General features: G+C 40.3%; 20 protein-coding genes. 15 read left to right on the forward strand and 5 right to left on the reverse strand.

Annotated elements, in window-relative coordinates:
* Window positions 1-2: 2 nt before the first annotated feature.
* From JOC74_RS14525 to JOC74_RS14555, 7 genes are all read left to right on the forward strand, one after another.
* Window positions 3-854, forward strand: coding sequence for a DUF8832 domain-containing protein (locus JOC74_RS14525; protein ID WP_053605380.1), 852 nt, complete (start codon window positions 3-5; stop codon window positions 852-854).
* 139 nt (window positions 855-993) lie between these two features.
* On the forward strand, window positions 994-1,620 hold the full coding sequence (locus JOC74_RS14530; protein WP_053605381.1) for a glycerol-3-phosphate responsive antiterminator: 627 nt from the start codon (window positions 994-996) through the stop codon (window positions 1,618-1,620).
* 229 nt (window positions 1,621-1,849) lie between these two features.
* On the forward strand, window positions 1,850-3,151 hold the full coding sequence (locus JOC74_RS14535; RefSeq protein ID WP_053605382.1) for an ABC transporter substrate-binding protein: 1,302 nt from the start codon (window positions 1,850-1,852) through the stop codon (window positions 3,149-3,151).
* Between the two features lie 83 nt (window positions 3,152-3,234).
* Window positions 3,235-4,071, forward strand: a complete 837-nt coding sequence (locus tag JOC74_RS14540) for an HAD family hydrolase (RefSeq protein WP_053605383.1) — start codon at window positions 3,235-3,237, stop codon at window positions 4,069-4,071.
* Window positions 4,072-4,097: 26 nt separating this feature from the next.
* Window positions 4,098-5,177: an ABC transporter ATP-binding protein gene (locus JOC74_RS14545; RefSeq protein ID WP_053605384.1), complete on the forward strand. Its 1,080-nt coding sequence runs from the start codon at window positions 4,098-4,100 to the stop codon at window positions 5,175-5,177.
* Window positions 5,178-6,047, forward strand: a complete 870-nt coding sequence (locus tag JOC74_RS14550) for a carbohydrate ABC transporter permease (RefSeq protein WP_053605385.1) — start codon at window positions 5,178-5,180, stop codon at window positions 6,045-6,047. It abuts the gene before it with no gap.
* Window positions 6,048-6,063: 16 nt separating this feature from the next.
* A complete protein-coding gene (locus tag JOC74_RS14555) occupies window positions 6,064-6,888 on the forward strand; it encodes a carbohydrate ABC transporter permease (RefSeq protein ID WP_053605386.1) in 825 nt (274 codons plus the stop codon).
* Between the two features lie 268 nt (window positions 6,889-7,156).
* On the opposite strand, the gene JOC74_RS14560 is transcribed toward JOC74_RS14555, so the two are convergent.
* From JOC74_RS14560 to JOC74_RS14570, 3 genes are all read right to left on the reverse strand, one after another.
* Window positions 7,157-8,002, reverse strand: a complete 846-nt coding sequence (locus tag JOC74_RS14560; RefSeq protein WP_053605387.1) for a metallophosphoesterase family protein — start codon at window positions 8,000-8,002, stop codon at window positions 7,157-7,159.
* A gap of 240 nt (window positions 8,003-8,242) precedes the next feature.
* Window positions 8,243-9,679 (reverse strand): aldehyde dehydrogenase family protein, encoded by a 1,437-nt coding sequence (locus JOC74_RS14565; RefSeq protein ID WP_098945339.1) that lies wholly within the window; start codon window positions 9,677-9,679, stop codon window positions 8,243-8,245.
* A 224-nt stretch (window positions 9,680-9,903) separates the two neighbouring features.
* Window positions 9,904-11,400, reverse strand: a complete 1,497-nt coding sequence (locus JOC74_RS14570) for an MDR family MFS transporter (RefSeq protein WP_053605389.1) — start codon at window positions 11,398-11,400, stop codon at window positions 9,904-9,906.
* Between the two features lie 121 nt (window positions 11,401-11,521).
* Here JOC74_RS14570 and JOC74_RS14575 point away from each other — a divergent pair, with 121 nt between their 5' ends.
* Together JOC74_RS14575 and JOC74_RS14580 are read left to right on the forward strand one after the other, a co-directional pair.
* Window positions 11,522-12,172, forward strand: coding sequence for a TetR/AcrR family transcriptional regulator C-terminal domain-containing protein (locus tag JOC74_RS14575; RefSeq protein WP_053605390.1), 651 nt, complete (start codon window positions 11,522-11,524; stop codon window positions 12,170-12,172).
* A gap of 18 nt (window positions 12,173-12,190) precedes the next feature.
* Window positions 12,191-13,003: a GNAT family N-acetyltransferase gene (locus JOC74_RS14580; RefSeq protein WP_053605391.1), complete on the forward strand. Its 813-nt coding sequence runs from the start codon at window positions 12,191-12,193 to the stop codon at window positions 13,001-13,003.
* A 653-nt stretch (window positions 13,004-13,656) separates the two neighbouring features.
* Here the strand turns inward: JOC74_RS14580 and JOC74_RS14585 are convergent.
* The gene (locus tag JOC74_RS14585; protein WP_053605392.1) at window positions 13,657-15,246 is read right to left on the reverse strand and encodes an FAD-dependent monooxygenase; all 1,590 of its coding nucleotides are present in this window, start codon (window positions 15,244-15,246) and stop codon (window positions 13,657-13,659) included.
* A 1,186-nt stretch (window positions 15,247-16,432) separates the two neighbouring features.
* On the opposite strand from JOC74_RS14585, the gene JOC74_RS14590 reads away from it, so the two are divergent.
* On the forward strand, window positions 16,433-17,413 hold the full coding sequence (locus JOC74_RS14590; RefSeq protein ID WP_053605393.1) for an aldo/keto reductase: 981 nt from the start codon (window positions 16,433-16,435) through the stop codon (window positions 17,411-17,413).
* Window positions 17,414-17,678: 265 nt separating this feature from the next.
* On the opposite strand, the gene JOC74_RS14595 is transcribed toward JOC74_RS14590, so the two are convergent.
* Window positions 17,679-18,005 (reverse strand): antibiotic biosynthesis monooxygenase family protein, encoded by a 327-nt coding sequence (locus JOC74_RS14595; protein ID WP_053605394.1) that lies wholly within the window; start codon window positions 18,003-18,005, stop codon window positions 17,679-17,681.
* A 217-nt stretch (window positions 18,006-18,222) separates the two neighbouring features.
* Between JOC74_RS14595 and JOC74_RS14600 the strand changes: the two genes are divergently transcribed.
* The 5 genes from JOC74_RS14600 to JOC74_RS14620 all read left to right on the forward strand — a co-directional run bounded on the left by JOC74_RS14600 (window position 18,223) and on the right by JOC74_RS14620 (window position 21,946).
* The gene (locus tag JOC74_RS14600; RefSeq protein ID WP_053605395.1) at window positions 18,223-18,429 is read left to right on the forward strand and encodes a hypothetical protein; all 207 of its coding nucleotides are present in this window, start codon (window positions 18,223-18,225) and stop codon (window positions 18,427-18,429) included.
* A gap of 177 nt (window positions 18,430-18,606) precedes the next feature.
* Window positions 18,607-19,311 (forward strand): response regulator transcription factor, encoded by a 705-nt coding sequence (locus tag JOC74_RS14605; RefSeq protein WP_053605396.1) that lies wholly within the window; start codon window positions 18,607-18,609, stop codon window positions 19,309-19,311.
* A complete protein-coding gene (locus tag JOC74_RS14610; protein ID WP_082364229.1) occupies window positions 19,304-20,230 on the forward strand; it encodes a sensor histidine kinase in 927 nt (308 codons plus the stop codon). Before JOC74_RS14605 ends, JOC74_RS14610 begins: the two co-directional genes overlap by 8 nt.
* A gap of 65 nt (window positions 20,231-20,295) precedes the next feature.
* Window positions 20,296-21,219 carry an ABC transporter ATP-binding protein gene (locus JOC74_RS14615; protein WP_053605398.1) on the forward strand — a complete coding sequence of 308 codons (924 nt, stop codon included), beginning with the start codon at window positions 20,296-20,298 and terminating at the stop codon, window positions 21,217-21,219.
* A complete protein-coding gene (locus tag JOC74_RS14620; protein WP_053605399.1) occupies window positions 21,212-21,946 on the forward strand; it encodes an ABC transporter permease in 735 nt (244 codons plus the stop codon). Before JOC74_RS14615 ends, JOC74_RS14620 begins: the two co-directional genes overlap by 8 nt.
* Window positions 21,947-21,952 lie beyond the last annotated feature (6 nt).

A 21,952-nucleotide genomic window follows, 5' to 3' on the forward strand; every position in this document is an offset into this window, starting at 1 on the left:
TCATGAAGCACAAAAATGTTTGGATATGGTTTGTTTCAGCATTTGTTTACCTTGGCTTAGTCATTAGCGGGTATACCGTATACGCAAGCATGAATCAAACGAACCCGCAAGCTGCTGGCCACTCTGACTCAATGAATATGGAATCCGAAGAAAGCAGCGGTCACGATGAACATGACGAGGAGAGTGGCAGCGAACATTCAGATCATGGAGCTGATACGAAAAGTGAAGTCGCAACAGATGTAAAATATAATGAAGGTTTGCTCACGATTGATGTAAAGGATCATAAGAATAACCCGGTTGAACTAGAAGTATCGCACGAAAAAATTATGCATCTTATTCTAGTAAGTGCAGATTTAAAAGAGTATCACCATTTGCATCCTGAAGAACAAGGGAATGGCAGGTATACTTTGAAAATTAACCTTTCCGAAAACAACTATAAAGTGTTCGTAGATATAAAACCAAAAGACCTTGCCTATCACGTTCGTCCGAGTGAGCTGCACGTTGGTGGAGATCATGCGGGACACGGTGAGAATTCTCTTCAAGCAGATACAAATTTCACAAAGACGATAAATGGGAAGACAGTTGAATTAACAACAACAGAGTTAGCTGCGAACAAAAATGTCACGTTAACCTTTGATACGAAAGGTGTTACGCCGCAGCCTTATTTAGGAGCTTTAGGCCACGTCGTTATCCTAGATGAAAGAGGCGGGGAGTTTATCCATGTCCATCCGGCTTCTAACGACCAGACCGTTTTTAAAACGAAGTTCGACAAACCGGGAATCTATAAATTATGGGGAGAATTTAATTTCGATGGAAAGGTGAATGCCTACCCATTTGTTATCGAAGTGAAATAAGCAGCGGAGGCGTAGTGATTGCCTCCGCTGTTTTTAATAGATAAATGATAGATTGGGAAGATTATTAATAATAGCTTAATAATCATTTACTATAATCAATATGAGAAAGGTTTATTAAGACGAAAAAGGAGTGATCTGATTGCTCAGGTGCAAAGAAGAAAACGTCTTTTTTGAACGTCTTTTTCAGCATAAAAAGATTGCAGCCGTAAAACATCCGAAAAGTATTGAAAAGGCAGTTATGCTAAAAGACCAAATCAGTGCCGTTTTTTTGCTGACTGGTAATATTATGTCGGTTAAAAAGTATGTGGATTTGTTAAAGAACGAAGGAATTCCTGTCTTTGTTCATATTGAAAAAATTGGCGGTATAAGCATGGATAACGAAGGGCTCGACTTTGTTGCCAATTACGTACGGCCGCTAGGGATTGTCTCAACGAAACCGAATTTGATCGCAAAGGCGAGAAAGAGAAAGTTGATGACCATTCAACGTATATTTATGATCGATACGGAAGTATACGATCACGTGCTACATATAGTTGAACAGCATCAACCTGATTTAATTGAAATCATGCCATCCCGCCTGCCGCAAGTCATCCGCGAACTGAGTCAGAAGGTCCATGTCCCGTTGATTACGGGAGGCTTGCTCTCAGAAAAAGCCCATGCCGTCGAAGCGCTTGAAAATGGAGCTGTTGGTGTATCAACCTCCAATATAGACGTTTGGAAAGCAGACCTTTCGATGAAAGAAGATGTTCAAAAAGTCACTAGTTAGGTCGTCCCATTTCTTTACTTTTTAATAATACTTCCTTAACATTCAATCGTTAAGATAAGAATTGAAAAGTGCATAGAAAATAATAGGTCCTAAATAAGAGAGACCCCAAATGTAATCGGTATACCCGATTCTTTTGGGGTCTTTTTATTTTTTGGAGGTGAGTCCATCTGACTATAGGTTCACTATTAAAAGCCGTTTAAGTAGAAAATAAAAAAATGGAGGAATAAAAATGAAAAAGTTAGCTTTTATTTTTATGTTATTCACGATGGTTCTTTTGGCTGCATGCCAGTCCGGCGGTACTTCAAATGAGAGCAAAGCCAATGCAGATTCAGGAAGCGAAGAAAACGGAGGAAAGATTGAAATCAACTATTGGTATGCTTGGGGAGATAAAATCGGAGAAAACAATGAAAATCTAGCAAAAATGTTTAATGAATCCCAGGACAAATATCATGTAAATGCAGAATTTCAAGGGACATATGACGATCTTCATGCAAAAACACAGGCCGCATTTGCTGCAGGAAATGCACCAGAGGTCACATTAAATGAAATCGCATCAATCGGTGTATTTGCTAAATCAGGAATGACAGAAAATTTAACTCCTTTCGTTGAGAAGGATGATATCAAAATGGATGATTTTAATCCGGGACTCATGGGGAATTCATACGTAGATGGCAAGCTGTATGGACTTCCGTATCTACGCAGTACACCGATTCTTTATATGAACACGACATTGCTGAAAGAAGCGGGATTGGATCCGGCTGGGCCTAAAGATTGGAAAGAATTTGAAGAGTATGCGAGAAAGCTGACAAAGAAAGGTGAGCGTGTAGGGATCAGTTTGCCGGCTGATATTTGGTTCTTTGAAGCATTCGTAGCACAAAGCGGAGGAAAAATGCTTTCAAAGGATGAAAAAACAGCTGAATTCAATGGAGATGCTGGGGTAAAAGCACTTGAATTTTGGAAAAAACTCGCGAAAGAAGGCGTAAGTAAAGTTCCTACAGGTGAAAAAGCAGGAGATTTAGCGAAGCAGGATTTCGCAAATGGAAAAGCAGCCATGATCTTTTCTTCCACAGCTGACCTTTCGTATCAGCTGTCCGTATCGAAAGAGAAAGGCTTTGAAATTAACACTTCTTTTATGCCTGCAAGTGATTCTTATGCTGTCCCAACAGGAGGAGCTAATCTTGTGATGACGGCTGGATTGGATAAAGAAAAGCAAGAAGCAGCTTGGGAATTCATCAAATTTATGACGGCGAAAGAACAAACCATTTATGCAAGTAAATATACAGGCTATTTGCCAAGCCGCCTGTCAGCTATCGATTCTGAAGAAATGAAGACATTGTATAAGGAAAAACCTCAGTTCAAAGTGGCTGTTGACCAACTGCAATATGGGCATGCGCGGCCGATGGCAGAAGCATATCCAGAGGTTGTAAAGGTCGTTGTGGATGAGATGAACAGATCTATCCTTAAAGATGATGTACAGCCTAAGGATGCACTGGATGCGGCGGCTGAAAAAGCCAATCAATTACTTAAATAACTCAGGTCTAAAGTTTCAAAAAGGAGAAAAGCGTGTCCCTCTAGCGCTTTTCTCTTCCATTATAAGATTAAAGGAGCAGCGAGATGGATTGGCTTAAAGATATTAAAGCAGTGATTTTTGATTTGGACGGTACGTTATATCAGGACTATACATTTTTAGGTCGGTATATTAAACATTTGTTTGAAGGAACTTTATCTGAAGCCGAAATCGAAATAAAGGTGAAAGAAGCCTACGCCATACTTGAAGGGCATCATCCTGTACGACTTGGATATTTTTATAATCGTGAAAACGAAAAGGTATATGCTCATAAAGACCTGCGGCTTACAAAAGCATTTCACTGGAATGGAATAGAAGAAGAGAATTTGATCGCTTTAGACGAATGCTTGTTTTATATAGGTGATCCTTGGGGTATTGCCAAGCTTTACATTGATCGATATGGCTTGGATGAACAAACGGCAAGAAATGCTTTTGAGCGCGTCAGACAAGAGATGCTATGCAAGCCGAATGAAATCTACCGCCACCACCCTTTATTTGATAGCATTTCAAAATTGAATGTGCAGAAGAAACTCTTTTTAACAAACACACCTGAGCCTTCAGGTCCTGAATTTGTTAAACACTTGCAAATCGGGGAGTTGTTTGACACTTACGTTTACGATGCTTGCAAACCGGACGGCATAAATGAATCTCTTGAACAGTTGCTAAAGGATGGGTACCTGGCTCACGAAATTTTGTCGATCGGCGATAATCCATGGAATGACCTGTATCCTGTGAAGAAAAGGGGAGGTCGGACGTGTCTGATTTCGAAATACGTTCATGCTGACCCGACAATATGGGACGTGACTGTTGAAACGATCGAAGAACTGGCGGACTTTTTACAAAACCATGCGGCGGAAATTCAACCTGCCATAAAAGGGCAGTAAATCCTGAATAAAAAGGAGATGGTAATGTGGCTGAGATCAGGCTGAAAAATGTATCAAAAACATACAAGGATGAAGAAGTTGTTAAAGATCTTAATTTAACGATTCGCGACGGATCTTTCACTGTCCTCGTCGGACCATCAGGCAGCGGTAAGTCAACGACGCTTCGAATGATTGCAGGACTTGAACAGCAATCAGGCGGGGAAATCTGGATTGGAGATAGATGTGTCAATGATGTAGCACCAGGAAAACGAAATATTGCGATGGTATTTCAAAATTATGCCTTATACCCAACGATGACAGTCAGGGGGAATATTGAGTTTGGTCTCGTCAATAAGAAAGTTCCTAAAAAAGAACGGGAGCAGCTAATCAACGAAATCTCAGAGATTGTCGGTTTGACAGAATACCTTGATAAAAAACCGCAAAATCTGTCGGGTGGACAACGGCAACGTGTGGCATTAGCCCGCGCAATGGTAAAAAAACCGGAAGTCTTTATTTTGGACGAGCCATTATCAAATCTTGATGCAAAATTACGCATCCAAATGAGAACGGAGCTAATCCAGCTGCACAAGAGATTGGGAACGACCTTTGTATATGTCACCCACGATCAAGTGGAAGCCATGTCTATGGGCGATGAAATCGTCATTTTAAATAAAGGTGAAATCCAGCAAATGGACACGCCGATGAATGTCTATCACGATCCGAACAACAGGTTTACAGCTGAATTTATTGGAACACCAGCTATGAATACGTTTGACTATGAACAGGTGAAAGATTATTTTTCAAATTTGAATGGAGATGTTGCATTTCTTGGGTTTCGTCCTGAGCATGCCTCATTATCCTTAACGAATAATACGGATCATTCCGATTGCCTGGTGCTGCACAGTGACATTATCACGATGGAAACACTGGGATCCGAAACGATTTATACCGTAAAAAACGATATTGGAAAAATGCATATAAAGAGCTTTATCGCTCCTTTTGAAAATGTGAAAAAAATCATTGTGTCGGTTCCACACGAAAAAATTTATGCTTTTGATAAGGAAGGGAAACGGAACCGTTCTGTTGCCATGGGGCAGTTGAATTCAGCTCTGTTAGGGGGAGTATAAATGAGGTGGAGCAGCATACGTCCTTATGCGATGATTTCTCCGGCCATTCTCGTCTTCTGCTTGTTTTTTATTTATCCTATTTGCTACATGGTTTACTTAAGCCTGGTCGACTGGAATTTTGTCAGTCCGGTGAAAAATTTTGTCGGTTTTGATAATTTTCAAGCCCTCTTATCTGAACAACAATTTATCGAAGTGATGAGAAATACAATGACCTACACGTTCCTCACTGTTTCACTTACGATAATCATTTCTCTTGTACTTGCAGTCTGGCTTAATAAACAGGGGGCAGTGTATGGTTTTGTTCAAGGAGCCATCTTCAGTCCCCATATCATCTCGCTTGTTTCTATTTCCATGCTTTGGATGTGGCTGATGGACACAGATTACGGGTTGTTAAACTGGTTTTTGAATTTGTTCGGCATTTCAAATGTACCTTGGCTGAGTGATCCTGGAACATCGCTTCTATCACTTGTAATTGTCGCGGTTTGGAAGGGTATTGGCTATAACACGCTGATTTTTATTGCTGGGCTTCAGAGTATTCCGCGAGATATTTATGAAGCAGCTGCACTTGATGATACTAGTAAAATGCGCACTTTTATTAAGCTAACATTGCCAATGCTGTCACCAACGTTGTTTTTTATTACCATTATTAACCTGATTAGCTCGTTTCAAGTATTTGAGACGATAGCGATCATGACTCAAGGCGGGCCGATCAATTCAACCAATACGTTTGTTTATTACATCTATGAATTTGGTTTCCGTTTCTTTAAGATTGGATATGCTTCCGCTGCAGGCGTGATTCTGCTGATTATTATTAGTATATTAACGCTGATGTATTTCAGAATCCTGTCGCGTCGTGTGCACTACCGTTAATGAAAGGAAGAAACTAATGAAACGATCATTATTAGGAAGACTCATCAATGGTATTGGCCTGTTTCTTGTCGTTTGCATTTTTGCTTTGCCCTTTGTCTGGATGATCTCCACCTCTTTTAAAACATTGGGTGAGACGATGACATTTCCGCCGCAATGGCTGCCTAACCAATTGCTTTGGGAAAACTTCTCTAAGGCATGGAACTCTGGACCGTTTTTTACCTATTTTATCAACAGTCTAATCGTTTCGATCAGCATCCTGGTTTTGCAATTTCTTACGATTATTCCGGCTGCTTATGCGTTTGCGAGATATCAATTCAAAGGACGAGGCTTTTTCTTTTCGTTAACGATGATTACGTTAATGATTCCGGCACAGCTCATTTTTCTGCCGGTTTATTTGCAAATGAGTTCATGGGGGCTGCTTAATACGCTTTGGGCGCTTATCCTTCCGTTTGCTTCAAGTGCTTTTGGAATTTTCCTTCTGCGCCAAGCGTTTAAACAAGTACCGGAAGAATTGCTGGAAGCAGCGCGTTTGGATGAGGCCAGTGAATGGAGAATAATTTATAAAATTATGATTCCAATTGCTAAGCCAGTGCTAATCACGTTCGGACTTTTTAGCTTTATTACCCATTGGAATGACTATTTTTGGCCGCTTGTTATGACAACTAACGATACAGCCAGGACTCTTCCACTGGGGATTTCCAAGCTGCGGGAAGTTGACGGGGGTGTGGCCTGGAATATCCTGATGGCAGGAAATATGATTCTAGTTATTCCAATATTAATTGTGTTTTTCTTTGCCCAACGCCAGATTATCCGTGCTTTTGTTTATACCGGTGTAAAATAAAGATCTGTTAAATTAGGTAAGGAGTACTTATAAAGGCTGAGGCTTTGAAGTCACTGCTTTCTCAGTCTCCTTACCTTATATTTTTGCGTTAACTTTGTAAAGAATCATTCACCTTCCCAAGCTGTGGAGGGTTTTTTTACGTGAAAACCTAGTTGTTTTCTATAACAACGGTAGAAAGAATAAAATAAAAATGACCGTTTGGTGCTGCTAACACCAAACAGTCATACAATAATTTATTTAGTTTTTTCTGCCATTAGGATTTCTTAGATTATGAAGTATGATCGACGACCGGCAGCAAAGAAATCCGGCACTCGCGATCTGCCTCTTCTCCTCTGGCAGCAGGTGAATGTGTAAAATGGTTGATATGGTTGTAAATGATTGGTGCGTTGTCGATTATATCTTGATCCGTAATATCAAGAGAAGAAATAACAATTTCGTCCTTTTCAATTTCAATGAGTCGAAACGCATGTTGGTCTAAAACGGCAGATGTTTGGACAAATGTCCAATTCTTTTGATTGACAATGGAGTCACAATGGGTATGCCCGTTTAAATACACTCCCACACCTTCTTTTTGATCCAGTATTCTCCACATATCGATACTAGGATGAATCGATCCCTTTTCCTTATCGGAATTTTTCGTCGTATTGTATATAGGATGGTGGGCAAACACAAGAAGCGGTTTTGAACCTGAATCCTTTACGACGTTTTCAAACCACTGTAATTGCTCGTCGTCAATATGGCCTCCCCAATCTTCAAAATCCATTTCTTTCGCCGTGTCTAAGAAAGCAAAAACAGCTTCGTCTGTTACGATTGAATGATAACGAGGTTGACCCGTAATTGTAAGGACTTCTTCTCTAGTTTGGGCATATAAGTCATGATTGCCTAGAGCGTGGTAAAAATTACGTTCTTTTCGTCTTAATAGCTTGTAAATTTCCTGTAATTCCGTCGCATGGCCGAAGTTTGTTAAATCTCCGATTGATACGTGAAGATCTGCATCAATTTCTAAAAACCTATCGATAAACATTTGATAAAAAGCCGCGCGGGCATTAAGTACATCAGAAACTGAATCTTCAATTTCCGGATAATGCAAATCACCCATTAATACAACCTTCATACGACATTCTCCTTTCATACCTTTGCATTGAATGGCTAGGCTCATCCCATCTCTCTATTTTAATATGTTTATATTACGTGGATGCTAGGTGTGTATTAATAGATTGTAAAAATCCATTTTTGTTTATAAAGCAAAAAGGATAGCGTTTTGCTTTTGCTATCCTTCCGAAGGCAAACTCCTTCTCCTATATGTGGGAGCGGGTTTAGTATTGATACGTTTGAGGTCTGCTGGTTTGCTAGTTTAAAAGGGAAAGGTACGATAATCATTTTGAACGGATATCCATTTGGTCACTGTAAACTCTTCTGCTATCCATTCATTTCCAAAACGGCCAGTTCCGCTCGCTTTATTTCCTCCAAAGGGAATTAAAGGGCTGTCATTAACGGTTTGGTCATTAATATGTGTCATACCGCTTTCGACTTGCAGCCCAAGTTCTCTTCCTTTGTCTAAATCAGTGGTAAAGATGGCAGAGCTTAAGCCATATTCAGTATCATTTGCCAGTTCAATTGCATGCTCATCTGAGTTTGCTTTAATGATCGTGGATATTGGTGCGAACAGTTCTGTTTGAGCAAGCTTGCTTTTGTTATCTACATCTATAAATATATATGGAGTTAAAACATTGCCTATTTGTTTGCCTTCAAGTGCCAGTTTTACTCCATCTTGTTTTGCATCTTCAATAAGCGTAAGTGCTTTCTCTATTTGACGTTCATTGATCAACGGCCCAATAACCGTTTTTGGATCTTTTGGATCGCCATACGTTATCTGTTTCACTCTTTCTACATATTTTTCAACGAATTCGTCATAGTTATCTTTATGGATAATCAATCGATTTATGATCATACATATTTGGCCTTGGTGAATGAACTTGCCGAAGATAGCCGCATCTACTGCACGGTCAACATCGGCATCCGAAAGAACAATAAAGGGACTGTTTCCTCCAAGTTCTAAAGCAAAACGTTTCAGCATTTTTCCTGCTAGTTCCCCGATATGTTTTCCCACTTTCGTCGAGCCAGTAAAGCTAATAAATTCCGAATGCGGACTTGTGAGCATTTCATCACCAATTACTTCAACATCACTTTGAATGACTTGAAGAATACTCTTCGGAAGTTCGGCATATTCAAATGCTCTAGCAATAATCGATCCACCTGTTAAACCAACTTGTATATCGGGTTTATGTACGACAGCATTTCCTAAAGCCAAAGCAGGAGCAATCGTTCTCAACGATAAATTCATTGGGAAGTTGAAAGGAGAAATCGAGGTGATCACACCTAATGGCAGACGGTATACCTCGTTCTTCTTTCCATGAATGGACGATGTCACTTCTCTTCTTTTATACACTTGATCCACTAAGTCACAGGAGGCTTCTAGAATCTCAAGTGTAAGATCAAGCTCTACATTTGCTTTCATCTGGCTGCCGCCTGTTTCACGTGAAATGATATCAACAATTTCTGAGCGATGTTCCAGTAAATAGGCTGCGGCTTTTTCTAAGATTGTCCGCCTTTCTTCAGGCTTCGTTTTTCCCCATTCTTTCTGTGCCTGTTTAGCGGTTTTAAATGCTCGATGAAGTTGATCGACACTCGCTAAACTAAATGAGGTGATCGTCGATCGATCATAAGGATTTTGATCGACAAATGTTCGGTCTGACTGTCCCTCTGTCCATTCTCCATCGATGAAACTCATGTGATACTCTTCGAACTTTTCCACATAACCCCTCCTTCAAACAATCTGGTTTTCTTTGATGTTAACCTATTCATAAGTGGTTATGCTAATCATTCAACTTCATTGCTTTGTTAAATATAATGCTGATATTTTCTCGAAAAAGTCCAATTAGTTATAAAAAAAGCTTGTAGACATGTCTGAAGGCATTGTCTACAAGCTGTAAGGAATAGCGTTTAGCTATCCATCTACATACTTTCTTGCTGCAAATTCGAATCTGCTAATTTCTCCTTGCTCATGAACAGAATAAAGAGATATGCAATCCCAAGAGGAACAAGTGTCCAAAGAATAGTTGTTGTAATCGAGTTTGTTAATACTTCCGTGATTTGATTTAAGACATTCTCCGGGATCTGGGAGCGCAGTTCAGGAGATAATAGCGCCCGGCTGTCCTCACCAAGCCCGTTTTGTTTGATGTCCTCAGGTAATCCGGCAGAAAAATTGTTTTTTTGAATAACTCCAAAGATTGTTATACCGAGTGTCATACCTAATGAACGAAGGAAGTTGCTTGTAGAACTTGCAATTCCTCTTTGCTCCGGCAATGCTTTTTGCAAAGAAGCCATGCCAAGTACAGAAAATGATGGGCCGACTCCTACTCCAATAATCACCATGTAAATGGTTAATAGCCACCCAGGTGTAGAAGGTTCTAACGTCCCTAACAAAATTGTTCCTATTCCCATAACAATTCCGGACAGGATCATAATCTGTTTGTAGCTCATTTTATTAGCGAGAGCTCCGCCAATTGGGGCACCAACACTAGTGCCAACCATCATCGGCAATAACAATAAACCTGAGTTTGTTGCTGTCCCGCCGGTGACTCCTTGAATGTACAAGGGAATATAGATCGTAGATACCATAAAAGCTGCTCCGTAAAACATTCCTGTCAAGGCGCTGCTTGTGTATAGCCGTTCTTTAAATAATTCAAAAGGTAAAATTGGATCTTTGACACTTTTTTCAACCAGCATGAAAATCGCGAAACCAACAGCAGCTACAACCAATAACGAAATAATCTGCCATGAATCCCAATCATATGTGTCTCCACCTAATTCAAGCCCGAACATAAGCGAAACGGTGAAAATGACAAGAAAAATTGCGCCAAGCCAGTCGATATTCTGGCGTACGTGTACTTTTGATTCGTTGTAAAAAACAATAATTAAGAATAAGGCAACCAAACCAATAGGTATGTTAATGTGAAAAATCCAACGCCAATGAATATAATCGGTAATAAAAGAACCTAATAAAGGACCAATGATGCTTGATAACCCGAAGACCGCACCGAATATTCCACTCATTTTTCCGCGCATTTCACGAGGAACGACATCCCAAATAATGGTGAAGGCAATCGGCATTAATGCACTGCCGCCAATTCCTTGAATTGCACGGAATATGCATAATTGAACCATCGATTGCGCAAATCCGCACAAAATAGAACCGACTAAAAATAATAAAATTCCAAACATATAAAATCGTTTTCTGCCATACATATCAGACAGTTTCCCAAAAATCGGCATGCCAGCCATTTCTGCCACTAAGTAAGCAGATGTGACCCATACGTATTTATCCAAGCCACCCAAATCACCGATGATTGCTCCCATACTTGTTGCAACAATTGTATTATCCAATGCCGCTACGAAAATCCCTAAAATGAGTGCGGCCATAACAGGGACCAGCTTTGTTTCTTTTTTCATCGATTACCCTCCCTTTTCATTAACAGTGTTAAATTGACAATTTGTAGTTTAACATCGTTAAATAGAGAAGTAAAGAAATTTTATCTGAAACAGTATACAATGGTTCATTGAGGTGGTTTTCGTGGCGAAGAATAAGATTAATAAAGAAATCATTACAGAAGCGGCACTCAGTATTTTACATGAAAAGGGCCTTGCCAATTTAACGATGAGAAATCTGGCAGCAAATCTGAAGGTAAAGGCACCTGCGCTATATTGGTACATTAAAAGTAAACAAGAAATTCTCCAGCTATTATCAGAATATATTTCTTCGCAAATTGAGTATCCAGAGGAATCGAAGGATTGGGAAGAGGAGATGACTCTCTTGTCATTGGCGAGCAGGCGGGCGATGTTATCGGTACCTGACGGAGCGGAAATCATGATGGATACGCTGCCTGTTTCCAAAAAAAGGTTGCATCTCATTAATAAAGCTTTTGAAATCTTCCATAGAGCGAATTTTCCAGAGGATAAAATATTTTTAAGCGCAATCTTAATAAATAGTTACGTAACTTCATTTGTATTGGACGAACAGAAGCAAAAGAAAATGATAGATGAAATGGGAAAAGAAGAAATCGTGAATCAATTCAAAGGAGCAATTACCGCGATTCCGGAAGATAACATTCCGCATGTATATCGTTATATGCTAACGCCGAAAACAAAATTGAATGATGAAGAAAGCTTTTTAGCTGGTCTGCGAATCATTTTGAAGGGGATAAAGGCTGAGATGGACAGGTAAGTTTAGGGAGGGACTATGATGATCAGAAGGTTGACGAAAAGTGATCACGAGGTTTGTTTTCAGCTTTTGAAAATGCAATCAGCTGAAAACCTATTTATCATCGGTGATATTGAAGCCTACGGGTACGATAAGGACTTCCAAAAGCTATGGGGTGATTTTAACGAAAACGGAGAACTACGCGCCGTTTTGTTAAAATATCAGGAAAACTACATACCATTTGCAAGGGGATCATTCGATGCGAAAGGGTTTGCCGAAATTATAGAGAATGATCCTACGTTTTCGATGATGTCAGGATTAAAAGACATCACAGAAAAAATCGAACCCCACTTGAATAGAAAGCTTAAAAGAAAAAGGCAAACCTACTACGCGAAATGTACCAGATTACAACCAAGCATCAGTAACATTGATGTGTCTCACGTAAAACAAGCCAAGCCCGACGATGCGAAAGCTCTTGTGGAGTTATTAATGAGTATTCCGGAGTTCAGCGAGTCCGTCATTACCGTTAAGAGAAAAAGACGCGGATTAGAAGATGGGGTTTCACGTTCCTTTTTCATCATGGAAGATAATAAAGCTGTTTCAACCGCTTCGACCTCTGCAGAAAATTCTTTCTCCGCCATGGTAACAGGAGTATGTACACTAGAGCCCTATAAGAAAAAAGGCTATGCTACCCAGTGCATGGCAAAGCTCTGCAAACAGCTGTTGGACGAAGAAAAGGAACTATGTTTATTTTATGATAACCCGGAAGCCGGAGCGATTTATAAACGGATTGGCTTCGAAGATATCGGCTTCTGGATGCTGTATACGTATGAACATGTGAAAGCTAAAAATTAAATATTCCTCCCGTGGCGGGGAAATATCATTTAAAGATTCAAAGAAAAATGTTATTAAATTTTTAAACTTATGTTTGCAAGAATTAAAATCTTTTTATAATAAGTTTTATAAGCTTTTAGAAGAAAGATCATCTCATTATTGGAAGGCACTGACACTATTAAAGGGCAATTGTTACTCAATCGACTAACTTATTATATTGTGAATATAACAACATTGAACCGTGGGCTTTGGTTGTAAAACCCTTCTAATTTAGGTTTAGAATAAAGTTTAATCAGAAATATCTTACAAACCAGCATTCTACGGTAAATAAAAAGAATCCATTTTGAAAAAGGATTGATCAAAATGTTCGGCTAGATAAAATGGGCCAGTTGTTTTTTTGTGTCTGATTGATATAGAGCGAGAACTGTGATTTGCATGGAGTCTTCTAAGGGTCTCGGTAGCAAAACGCGGAAAACATACGCTACGCATTCGACATAACAATTCTTTATTTTCGTCAAAAAAGCGTATGTGACAGATTTCTGAACATACGCTTTTTCGTTAATGTAACTTTTATATTTATTTCGCACTTTTTTAATACTTATTTTACGTAAATAACAAATAAAGAGGGTGTCCCAAAAGTAAAAACTTTTGGCCCCCTGTTTTCTGTAATGTTCTTAATTGAATATGATCTGTAAATGTTTCTTCAGAAGATTTATGTTTAGTTCAACGCACTTAAAACCAATATAGCCATCTGGCCGGATGACAAGCATTCCCTCTTTAGAAGCAAATCCGTACTTGCTGTAAATTTGCCCCTTTGAATCACACAAGTAATTTTGTTGAATCGCACAATCTCGTTCTATTCCGATTTGAAACACCTGTATTGGGTATGATTCCACATTTTCTTTGATTTTCTTAAAGGTTTCATAATCTTGTGTAAACACAAAAAGAACATGTTTTGTAGTTGTTAATAAATGGTGTAGACGCTGTCCATTGCCTATAATTTCGTCGGGTACTCTGTCTCCGGGCTGTAACCAATTCCCTTTATTAAACACCTTAGATCCGTATTCTTCGCCATTCACAATCGGACTATGACGATAATGGATACCTGTTTGAGAAAGTGCATCAATGAATTTTTGGTTGATGAATCGAGAAGAGGTAATGACTGGAGCAATCGTCTTTCTAACTTGATTGACTAAGCGACTCTTTTGGAGAAGGATTCTTGTAAAGCGTTCGGTTCCCGATAATAAATTACCCCAGACGGGCTCTCTTTCCGTTGTGTATGTATCCAATAACGTATCCGGGGAATAGTTTTTAAGGACAAGCGCTAACTTCCAGGAAAGATTATAAGCATCCTGAATACCTGTATTCATACCCTGGGCGCCTACTGGAGAATGAATATGAGCAGCATCTCCAGCTAAAAAGACACGTCCCAAGCGCGCTTGCTTCACCATTCTTTGATTTACAAGGAATCGTGAGGTCCATAAAACGCTGCTGACTGATGTGTTAGTTGGCCCGACTGCATGAATCATCTGTTCAATTTCTTCAATACTGACCTCCGAATGTTCTTTGGCACCTATATCAGATGTCATTAGGATTCTATGTTTTCCGTCTTTCATCGGAAAAAATGCAATGAACTTTCCCCTGTCAACAAACGCATAACTCTCGTTATAAGGCAATTTCCATTCCACTTTAAGATCAACCAGGGAAAAGTTTTGTTGAATCGTTACCCCTTCAAAATTTAACCCAAGTTGATGACGGACAGTACTGTGAGCCCCGTCACAGCCTACTATATATTTGGTGCGGATGTTCGCGGTCTTTTCTATTCCTTTTTGAACAATCACTGTTGTTCCATTGGCGTCCTGCTCGATTTCTAACAGTTTCGTTTCCCACTCTACATCATAATTTTGTTTCATTAAATAGTTATAAAGAATTTCTTCTGTTTTGTTCTGCGGCAACATCAAAACAAATGGAAAAGGACTATTGCATTGCTTATTAAAATCAAAATAGATGAGTTTATGGTCTTTGTTCATTACATTAAATGCTGGTGTGTCCAGGCCCTTTTCAACCATTTCTTCTGCAATTCCTGTTTTCTCATAAAGCTCCAATGTTCTTGGCATGATACCTAAAGCTTTTGTCGTTTGCGAAGTGGTAATTGCTGAGTCGATAATCTTAAATGATATGTCATGTCTGGCCAATTCATTTGCTAATGTTAGGCCGGTAGGTCCTGCACCCACAATCAATACATCTGTATCAAAGCTATTCATTTGAATTTCCCCTTATCTCAAATGCTTTATATTATGGTCATGTCTACTTGTTTACCTGAAATCAGTTGTATTATGTATAAATCAGCACTTAGAAGATGCTTATGATAAGCAAATAGAGTTTAGTCCTATCCCTTAGCAAGAGGAGTCCGTGTCACTCCACTACGCCCGATTCCATGGCATAAACAGGTGTCCCATATGGCATACCAGGAAAATTCAAGTCTTTCGCACCGTCATGACCAGGTTGACAAGGCTCCGGACTGCCTTCCTAATAATGTTGTGGTCCAAGGTAGTGATGGATTCTTCACCGAATACGCTCACATAACACCAGTTCGCAGGCGCCCAAATCATGCACTTCCTGGATCGACTTTATATTGGATGTGGTATAATCGACCACTTACGATAGGGAACCCAATCAGAACAGGGGACTTACTTGGTTGGGTGGATAATTCTGGGCGCACGGAGGGAGATCCTGTTGTTCATATTGCACGATATACTCCCGGGCCTATTGAAACTTTGTATTCCAGACATTCTCCTTGTGATTGGTATATACATGGTGTCGATTCACCTTTAATGATCCCGCCTGCAACTTGTTTTCCAGGAGGCATTTACCCTCCTATTATCTTACCTGATAGAGTGTAGATAACCCTTGTTATAAGCCTAGAATTTGTTCCGATACTCTTCTTTTTTGGAACTTACATTGGATCGTTGATGACGGTCCTTTTTCATGTAAGTAACTTTGTAGTTTGATACATTGGCGATTTTTGACAAAAGGAAAATTAGCATCGAAATATTTTGATGAAGAAATAATTGCTATGGAAAAAATACAACCATGGACGGAGGAACTGGAATCATGAAAACTACAAGGTTATTATCTACTCAGCTTTCTTTGGCATTCTTCTTTTAAATAATGCTCAAACTGAAAACCGTCCATCCGGTCAATATCCAAAATCCCTGATTTACTTAATCTTTTGTCCAATTGATGTTGCTTAAAAAATCGATATACGGAAGGCACAAAAAGAAGAAGCAGGAAAACCAATATCGTATTGAAATACGAGAAGGTCTTCAGATACGACCATGAGTAAAATATATTCTACCATCACCAAAAAAAGTAGACCCATTTTTGCGTCTTTTCCAAATTTCCTTCGTCCCCATTATTGAAAGAGAAAAAACGAAGGAGGAACAACTAGTGCAATATACTTTTCTAGGAAGAACAGGATTGAGGGTCAGCCGTTTATGTTTAGGCACGATGAATTTTGGGGTGGACACGGACGAAAAGACCGCATTCCGAATCATGGATGAAGCTCTTGATGTGGGTATCAACTATTTTGATACAGCGAACATTTACGGGTGGGGGGAGAATGCAGGATTGACGGAAACCATGATTGGCAGGTGGTTTGCTCAAGGCGGACAGCGCCGGGAGAGAGTCGTTTTGGCTACCAAAGTGTACGAACCTATGTCGAATCCCATCGATGGTCCGAATGACACAAGGGGCTTGTCGCTCTACAAAATCAGACGCCATTTGGAGGAATCATTGCGGAGGCTCCAGACGGACCATGTGGAGCTCTACCAAATGCATCACATTGACAGGCGGACTCCATGGGACGAATTGTGGGAGGCCTTTGAAACCCAGGTTCGGTCGGGCAAAGTCGACTACATAGGTTCAAGCAACTTTGCAGGATGGCATTTAGTAAAGGCGCAAGCGGCAGCAAAGGAACGCCGTTTTATGGGTCTTATAAGCGAGCAGCATAAATACAGCCTGCTCGAACGGACCCCGGAATTGGAGGTATTGCCGGCGGCACGGGATTTAGGCTTGGGTGTCGTTGCATGGAGTCCTCTGGCAGGAGGTCTTCTCGGTGGCAGCGCGTTACAAAGCGATGCGGGAGCTCGTACAGGCAAACGAGCCAACCTCATTGAAAAGCACCGCCGGCAGCTCGGAAAATTTTCTGCATTGTGTGCAGAACTAAGCGAAAAAGAGGCAAACGTCGCTCTGGCCTGGCTGCTGAAGAATCCGGTGATGACCGCGCCTATCATCGGACCTCGAACAGTGGAACAGCTGAGAGACGTCATTCGTGCGATCGAAATCAATCTTGATGAACATGTACTTCAGGAATTGGACAACATTTTTCCGGGACCGGGCGGAGAGACGCCTGAAGTGTATGCTTGGTAAGGAAGTTATAGGTAAACACTTCACCTCTAAAAGAGCTATGATTGATTTAAATCATTTGTAAATATAAATAGAAAACCGAGTATTAGAACATACTCGGCTTTCTGTTATTCGATTAGATATCTATTTGGTATACAAGTACTGTATACCTACAGAGGTCCTTTAATACAAACAGCACCAAGAATTATAGTTTCACAAGCAGCCGCACATAAGATAGCTAATACCCCAATTGCCTAGTTACTTAATATTGATTTGCAAGGCTGACAGGTCAAATATCCAAGCTAGTGTAAACGACTTGATAAAGCGTGGGGTCATACTGTTCGGCAATTTCTTCAGCCTTCTTCATGTGAACGAGAGCCTCAGGATCTTTTAGCATACGCGAGAAGGCCTCTTCATCCTTCCATTGGGCATAATTTACGACCTTTGTTCCATCCAAGCTTTGATGGAAATTAGCAGAAAGAAACCCTGGAAACTTCTTCATAACGGATTCTGTAGCTTGGATTAATAGAGCAACCAATTCCTCTTGCCGGTCAGGATCAACAGTAAACACATTAATTAACGTAACACACGGGTGTTCCGTGCTGATGGTCGTCATTAAAAATTCCCCCTGTTTATCGGTTGATTGCCATAAACCTGTCACACGATCCTTTTCAAAGTATTTAAAGATAAATTACCCTTATAAAAACACCCTAAAACACAAAATCAAGAAAGACATCCACCACAAATATATAAAATATAGAATTATTTGAAACCTTATCCTATTAAATACGTATCACATACTACACGTATTTTTATAGAAAGGGGATTTTAATATGCTTGAAATTGTTATTATTATTGTTTTGGTCGCACTGCTGCTTGGAATTTTCTCTTCAAAGAAATCTCTTTCAAAGAGAAATCATTCATTCCATGATTCTTCCAATGGTGCAGGCCCGGGCTTTCCCTTTTTTGTCGGCAGTGACGGTGGAAATGATGGAGGAAGCGATGGCGGAGGGGGCGGTGACGGAGGCGGGGGAGCCTGAATGGACTGAGGGTCTGCCGTCTTGCTGTTTGTAAATATATCCTCTTTATTCAGGTTTATATCAACCCATGACCTAGAATATTCCCCCATAATCATGAGATATCCTCCCATTATACAAACTTATCCTCCCATCTCTTTTTCACTCTATTATAAAATGGAAAAGACGGGAGGATTTCACATGCAAAAAAAGATTTTAATTATAGACGATGATACTGAACTATGCAGACTGCTAAAAAAATGTATGGAGTCGGAAGGATACAAGTCGGAGATTGCCCATACAGGAAAAGAAGGTTTAAAGCTGCTTGCCGGAGAGGAGTACCATCTCGTCATTCTCGATGTGATGATGCCGGAGATGGATGGGATGTCCGTGCTGGCACATATTCGAAAAACAAAAAATACACCGGTGTTAATGCTTACGGCCAAAGGGAATGAAATGGACAAAGTACTGGGATTGAAAGCCGGAGCAGATGATTACATGACGAAACCGTTTAGTTTGTCCGAATTAACGGCGAGAGTCGAATCTCTCATTCGAAGATATATGGTGCTGGGCGCCGCCCTTCAACAGCCCCGCAGCCTGACTTTCGGTTCTCTGGTGATTGATCCTGCATACATGCGGGCTACTTTAGATGATGAAGATGTGTCATTAACGGGAAAAGAATTTGATTTGCTCTATTTTTTGGCATCAAATGCCGGGCAAATTTTTACTAAGAAGCAAATATACAAGCATGTTTGGCAAAATGAATATGCTTACGATGACAACAATATCATGGTACATATTAGAAGGCTTCGCAAAAAAATTGAACCAGATCCGGCGAATCCCATTTATATCTTAACCGCTTGGGGTATGGGCTATAAATTTAACGGAGCTGCAGGAAATGAGTAGTATGAGTTATTTGCTGCTGATCGGCCTCGTCATCGCCCTGATTTTTTTTATTATCCGCGAACGGAAATACCGTAAACGGATTCAGGAGACGCATTCGATCTTAGAAGAGATTGTCGCCGGCAATGAAAATCGCAGAATCCATGTAGACGAGAAAGAGCTGATTGCTCCGTTAGTTTTCCAAATCAATCAGCTGGTCGATTTCTATCAAACGGATAAAGTGAAAGCATACCGGTCGGAACAAGCAAGAAAGAGGATGCTGTCGAGCCTTTCACATGATGTCCGGACGCCTTTGACATCGGTTTTGGGATATTTGGATGCGTTAGAGGGTGGCCTGGCTGGTGAAGAAGCTGAGGAGTATATACATATTGCGAGAAATAAAGCTTATGCGCTAAAAGAGTATTTGGACGAGTTGTTTGTGATTGCCCAAATTGATGCCGACGAATGGAAGCCTGCCAGTGAATCGTTCGATCTATTTGAATTGCTGCGCAGCGTCTTGATTGGATGGATGCCCGAATTTCAGAAAAAGGACATAACGGTCGATGTCCAAATTCCAGATAGTGAACGATTTATTATCGGAGATCAACATGCAATTTCACGGGTTTTTAATAATTTGCTGCAAAATGCTTTACGCTATGGCGGCGATTCATTTATCGGAATCAAGGCATGGGCTGAGGAAAAAGAGATTCATTTTGAAGTGTGGGACAAGGGTTCCGGGCTTTCTCCAGATCAGCTTTCAAAAGTATTTGACCGGCTTTATAAGGCCGATTCATCCAGGTCATCAAAGGGGCACGGATTGGGTCTGGCGATTGCCAAGGAGCTCGTCCAAAAAATGAATGGAACGATTGTTATGGAAAGCGATCCTTTTCAAAAAACCGCTGTACTGGTATCTCTTCCGAAAGTAAGAAAAAGTAAGAATTAAGTAAGCTCCATGTCAGAACCGCCGGGTAGAATGATAGATAGTTAAGAAGGCAAGGAGCGATAGGAATGCAAAATTGGGTATTAGAAACTGAAGGACTTACCCGAAGGTTTGATCAACAAACAGCTGTCGATTCAATCAGCTTACACGTTCCAAAAGGGCGCATTTACGGTCTTTTAGGGAGGAACGGGGCAGGAAAAACGACGACCCTTCGGATGATTATGGGACTAGTTCGGCCTACTTCAGGAGAAATCCGAATGTTCGACCATAATGTAAATCAATATACAAAACAAATTTACCATCGTATCGGGTCACTAATTGAAACACCGGGTTTTTATCAAAATCTGACAGGAAGCGAAAACCTCGCCATATTAGCACGATTACGGGGAATTCACCGTCGTGACGCGATCCGGTATGCGTTATCACGAGTAGGGCTGGATAATGAACCGCGCAAAATGGTGTCCCAGTATTCGCTGGGGATGAAACAGCGACTAGGCATTGCCGCAGCGATCATGCATGAACCGGAATTACTGATTTTAGACGAGCCTATTAATGGACTAGATCCGATCGGGATCCAGGAAATGCGAAAATTTCTTACTGATTTATGTGATGAAAAACAAGTGACCATTGTCATTTCAAGCCATATTCTTAGTGAGATTGAACACGTAGCCGATCATATTGGAGTAATCCATGAAGGGAAGCTGCTGGAGGAAGCCTCGGTGTCAGAGCTTAGAAAAAGAAACCGCAAATACCTCCAGTTTCAAGTATCGAATGAGAAAAAAGCTGCAATTCTCTTAGAAACGCACTTTCAAATCCAAGATTATGAGATTCATGAAAAAGGGACTATACGTGTCTATTCCCACTTAGGACAGCAAGGAAAGATAAACCGCATATTTGTGGAACAGGGCATTGAAGTTTCCGGAATCATGGTGAGTGAGGACAACCTCGAGGATTACTTCATTAAATTGATAGGGGGCGGGACGATTGGTTAATTTGTTGTACGCGGAGCTGTTAAAACTAAAGCGGGCTCAGATGTTTTTAGTCAGTGTGATCGGCGCTTCGGCAGTCCCGGTTATGATATTTATCAGCGCATTGAATACGAAAATCAAAACACCTGATATTCCTATTCATTTTGTTGAAGCTTTTGGAGAATCCAATATGTACGTTCTTATGCTCATCGGGCCACTTTTATATGGGGTAATTACATCCTATCTGTTCAGCAGGGAATTTACCGAAAATACATTAAAAAATTTATTAACCATTCCTGTGTCCAGAGTGAGCCTGATTGCAAGTAAAATGGTTTTGCTTCTCATTTGGATTATCGTTTTAACTTTGGTTGCCTGGGTACTGACCTTTATTGTAGGTCTCATCTTTCAGTTTGAGGATATGAGTATCAACGTCTTATTACAATCTATCAAACAGTTTATGATTGGAGCATTTCTGCTTTTCCTTTTATCAGCTCCAACGATGCTGGTCACATTTTTTTTCAAAAATTATGTTCCAACCATTATCTTTACGGCTGCAATCACGATGGCGAACATTGCTATTGTCAATTCAGAATATAAGGCTTTGTTTCCGTGGTCGGCCGTACATGTCATCGCAAGCAATGGCTTTGTCCCTGGATTTTCTCCGATTTTTTCGTATCTATCTATTTTTCTTGCGTCACTCATCGGCCTAGTGGCATCTATTATTTATTTTAAAAAATTGGATATTCACTAGATAAAA

The sequence above is a fragment of the Bacillus capparidis genome (assembly GCF_017832095.1).
In the GTDB taxonomy this organism is placed as follows: Bacteria; Bacillota; Bacilli; order Bacillales; family Bacillaceae; genus Bacillus; species Bacillus gobiensis.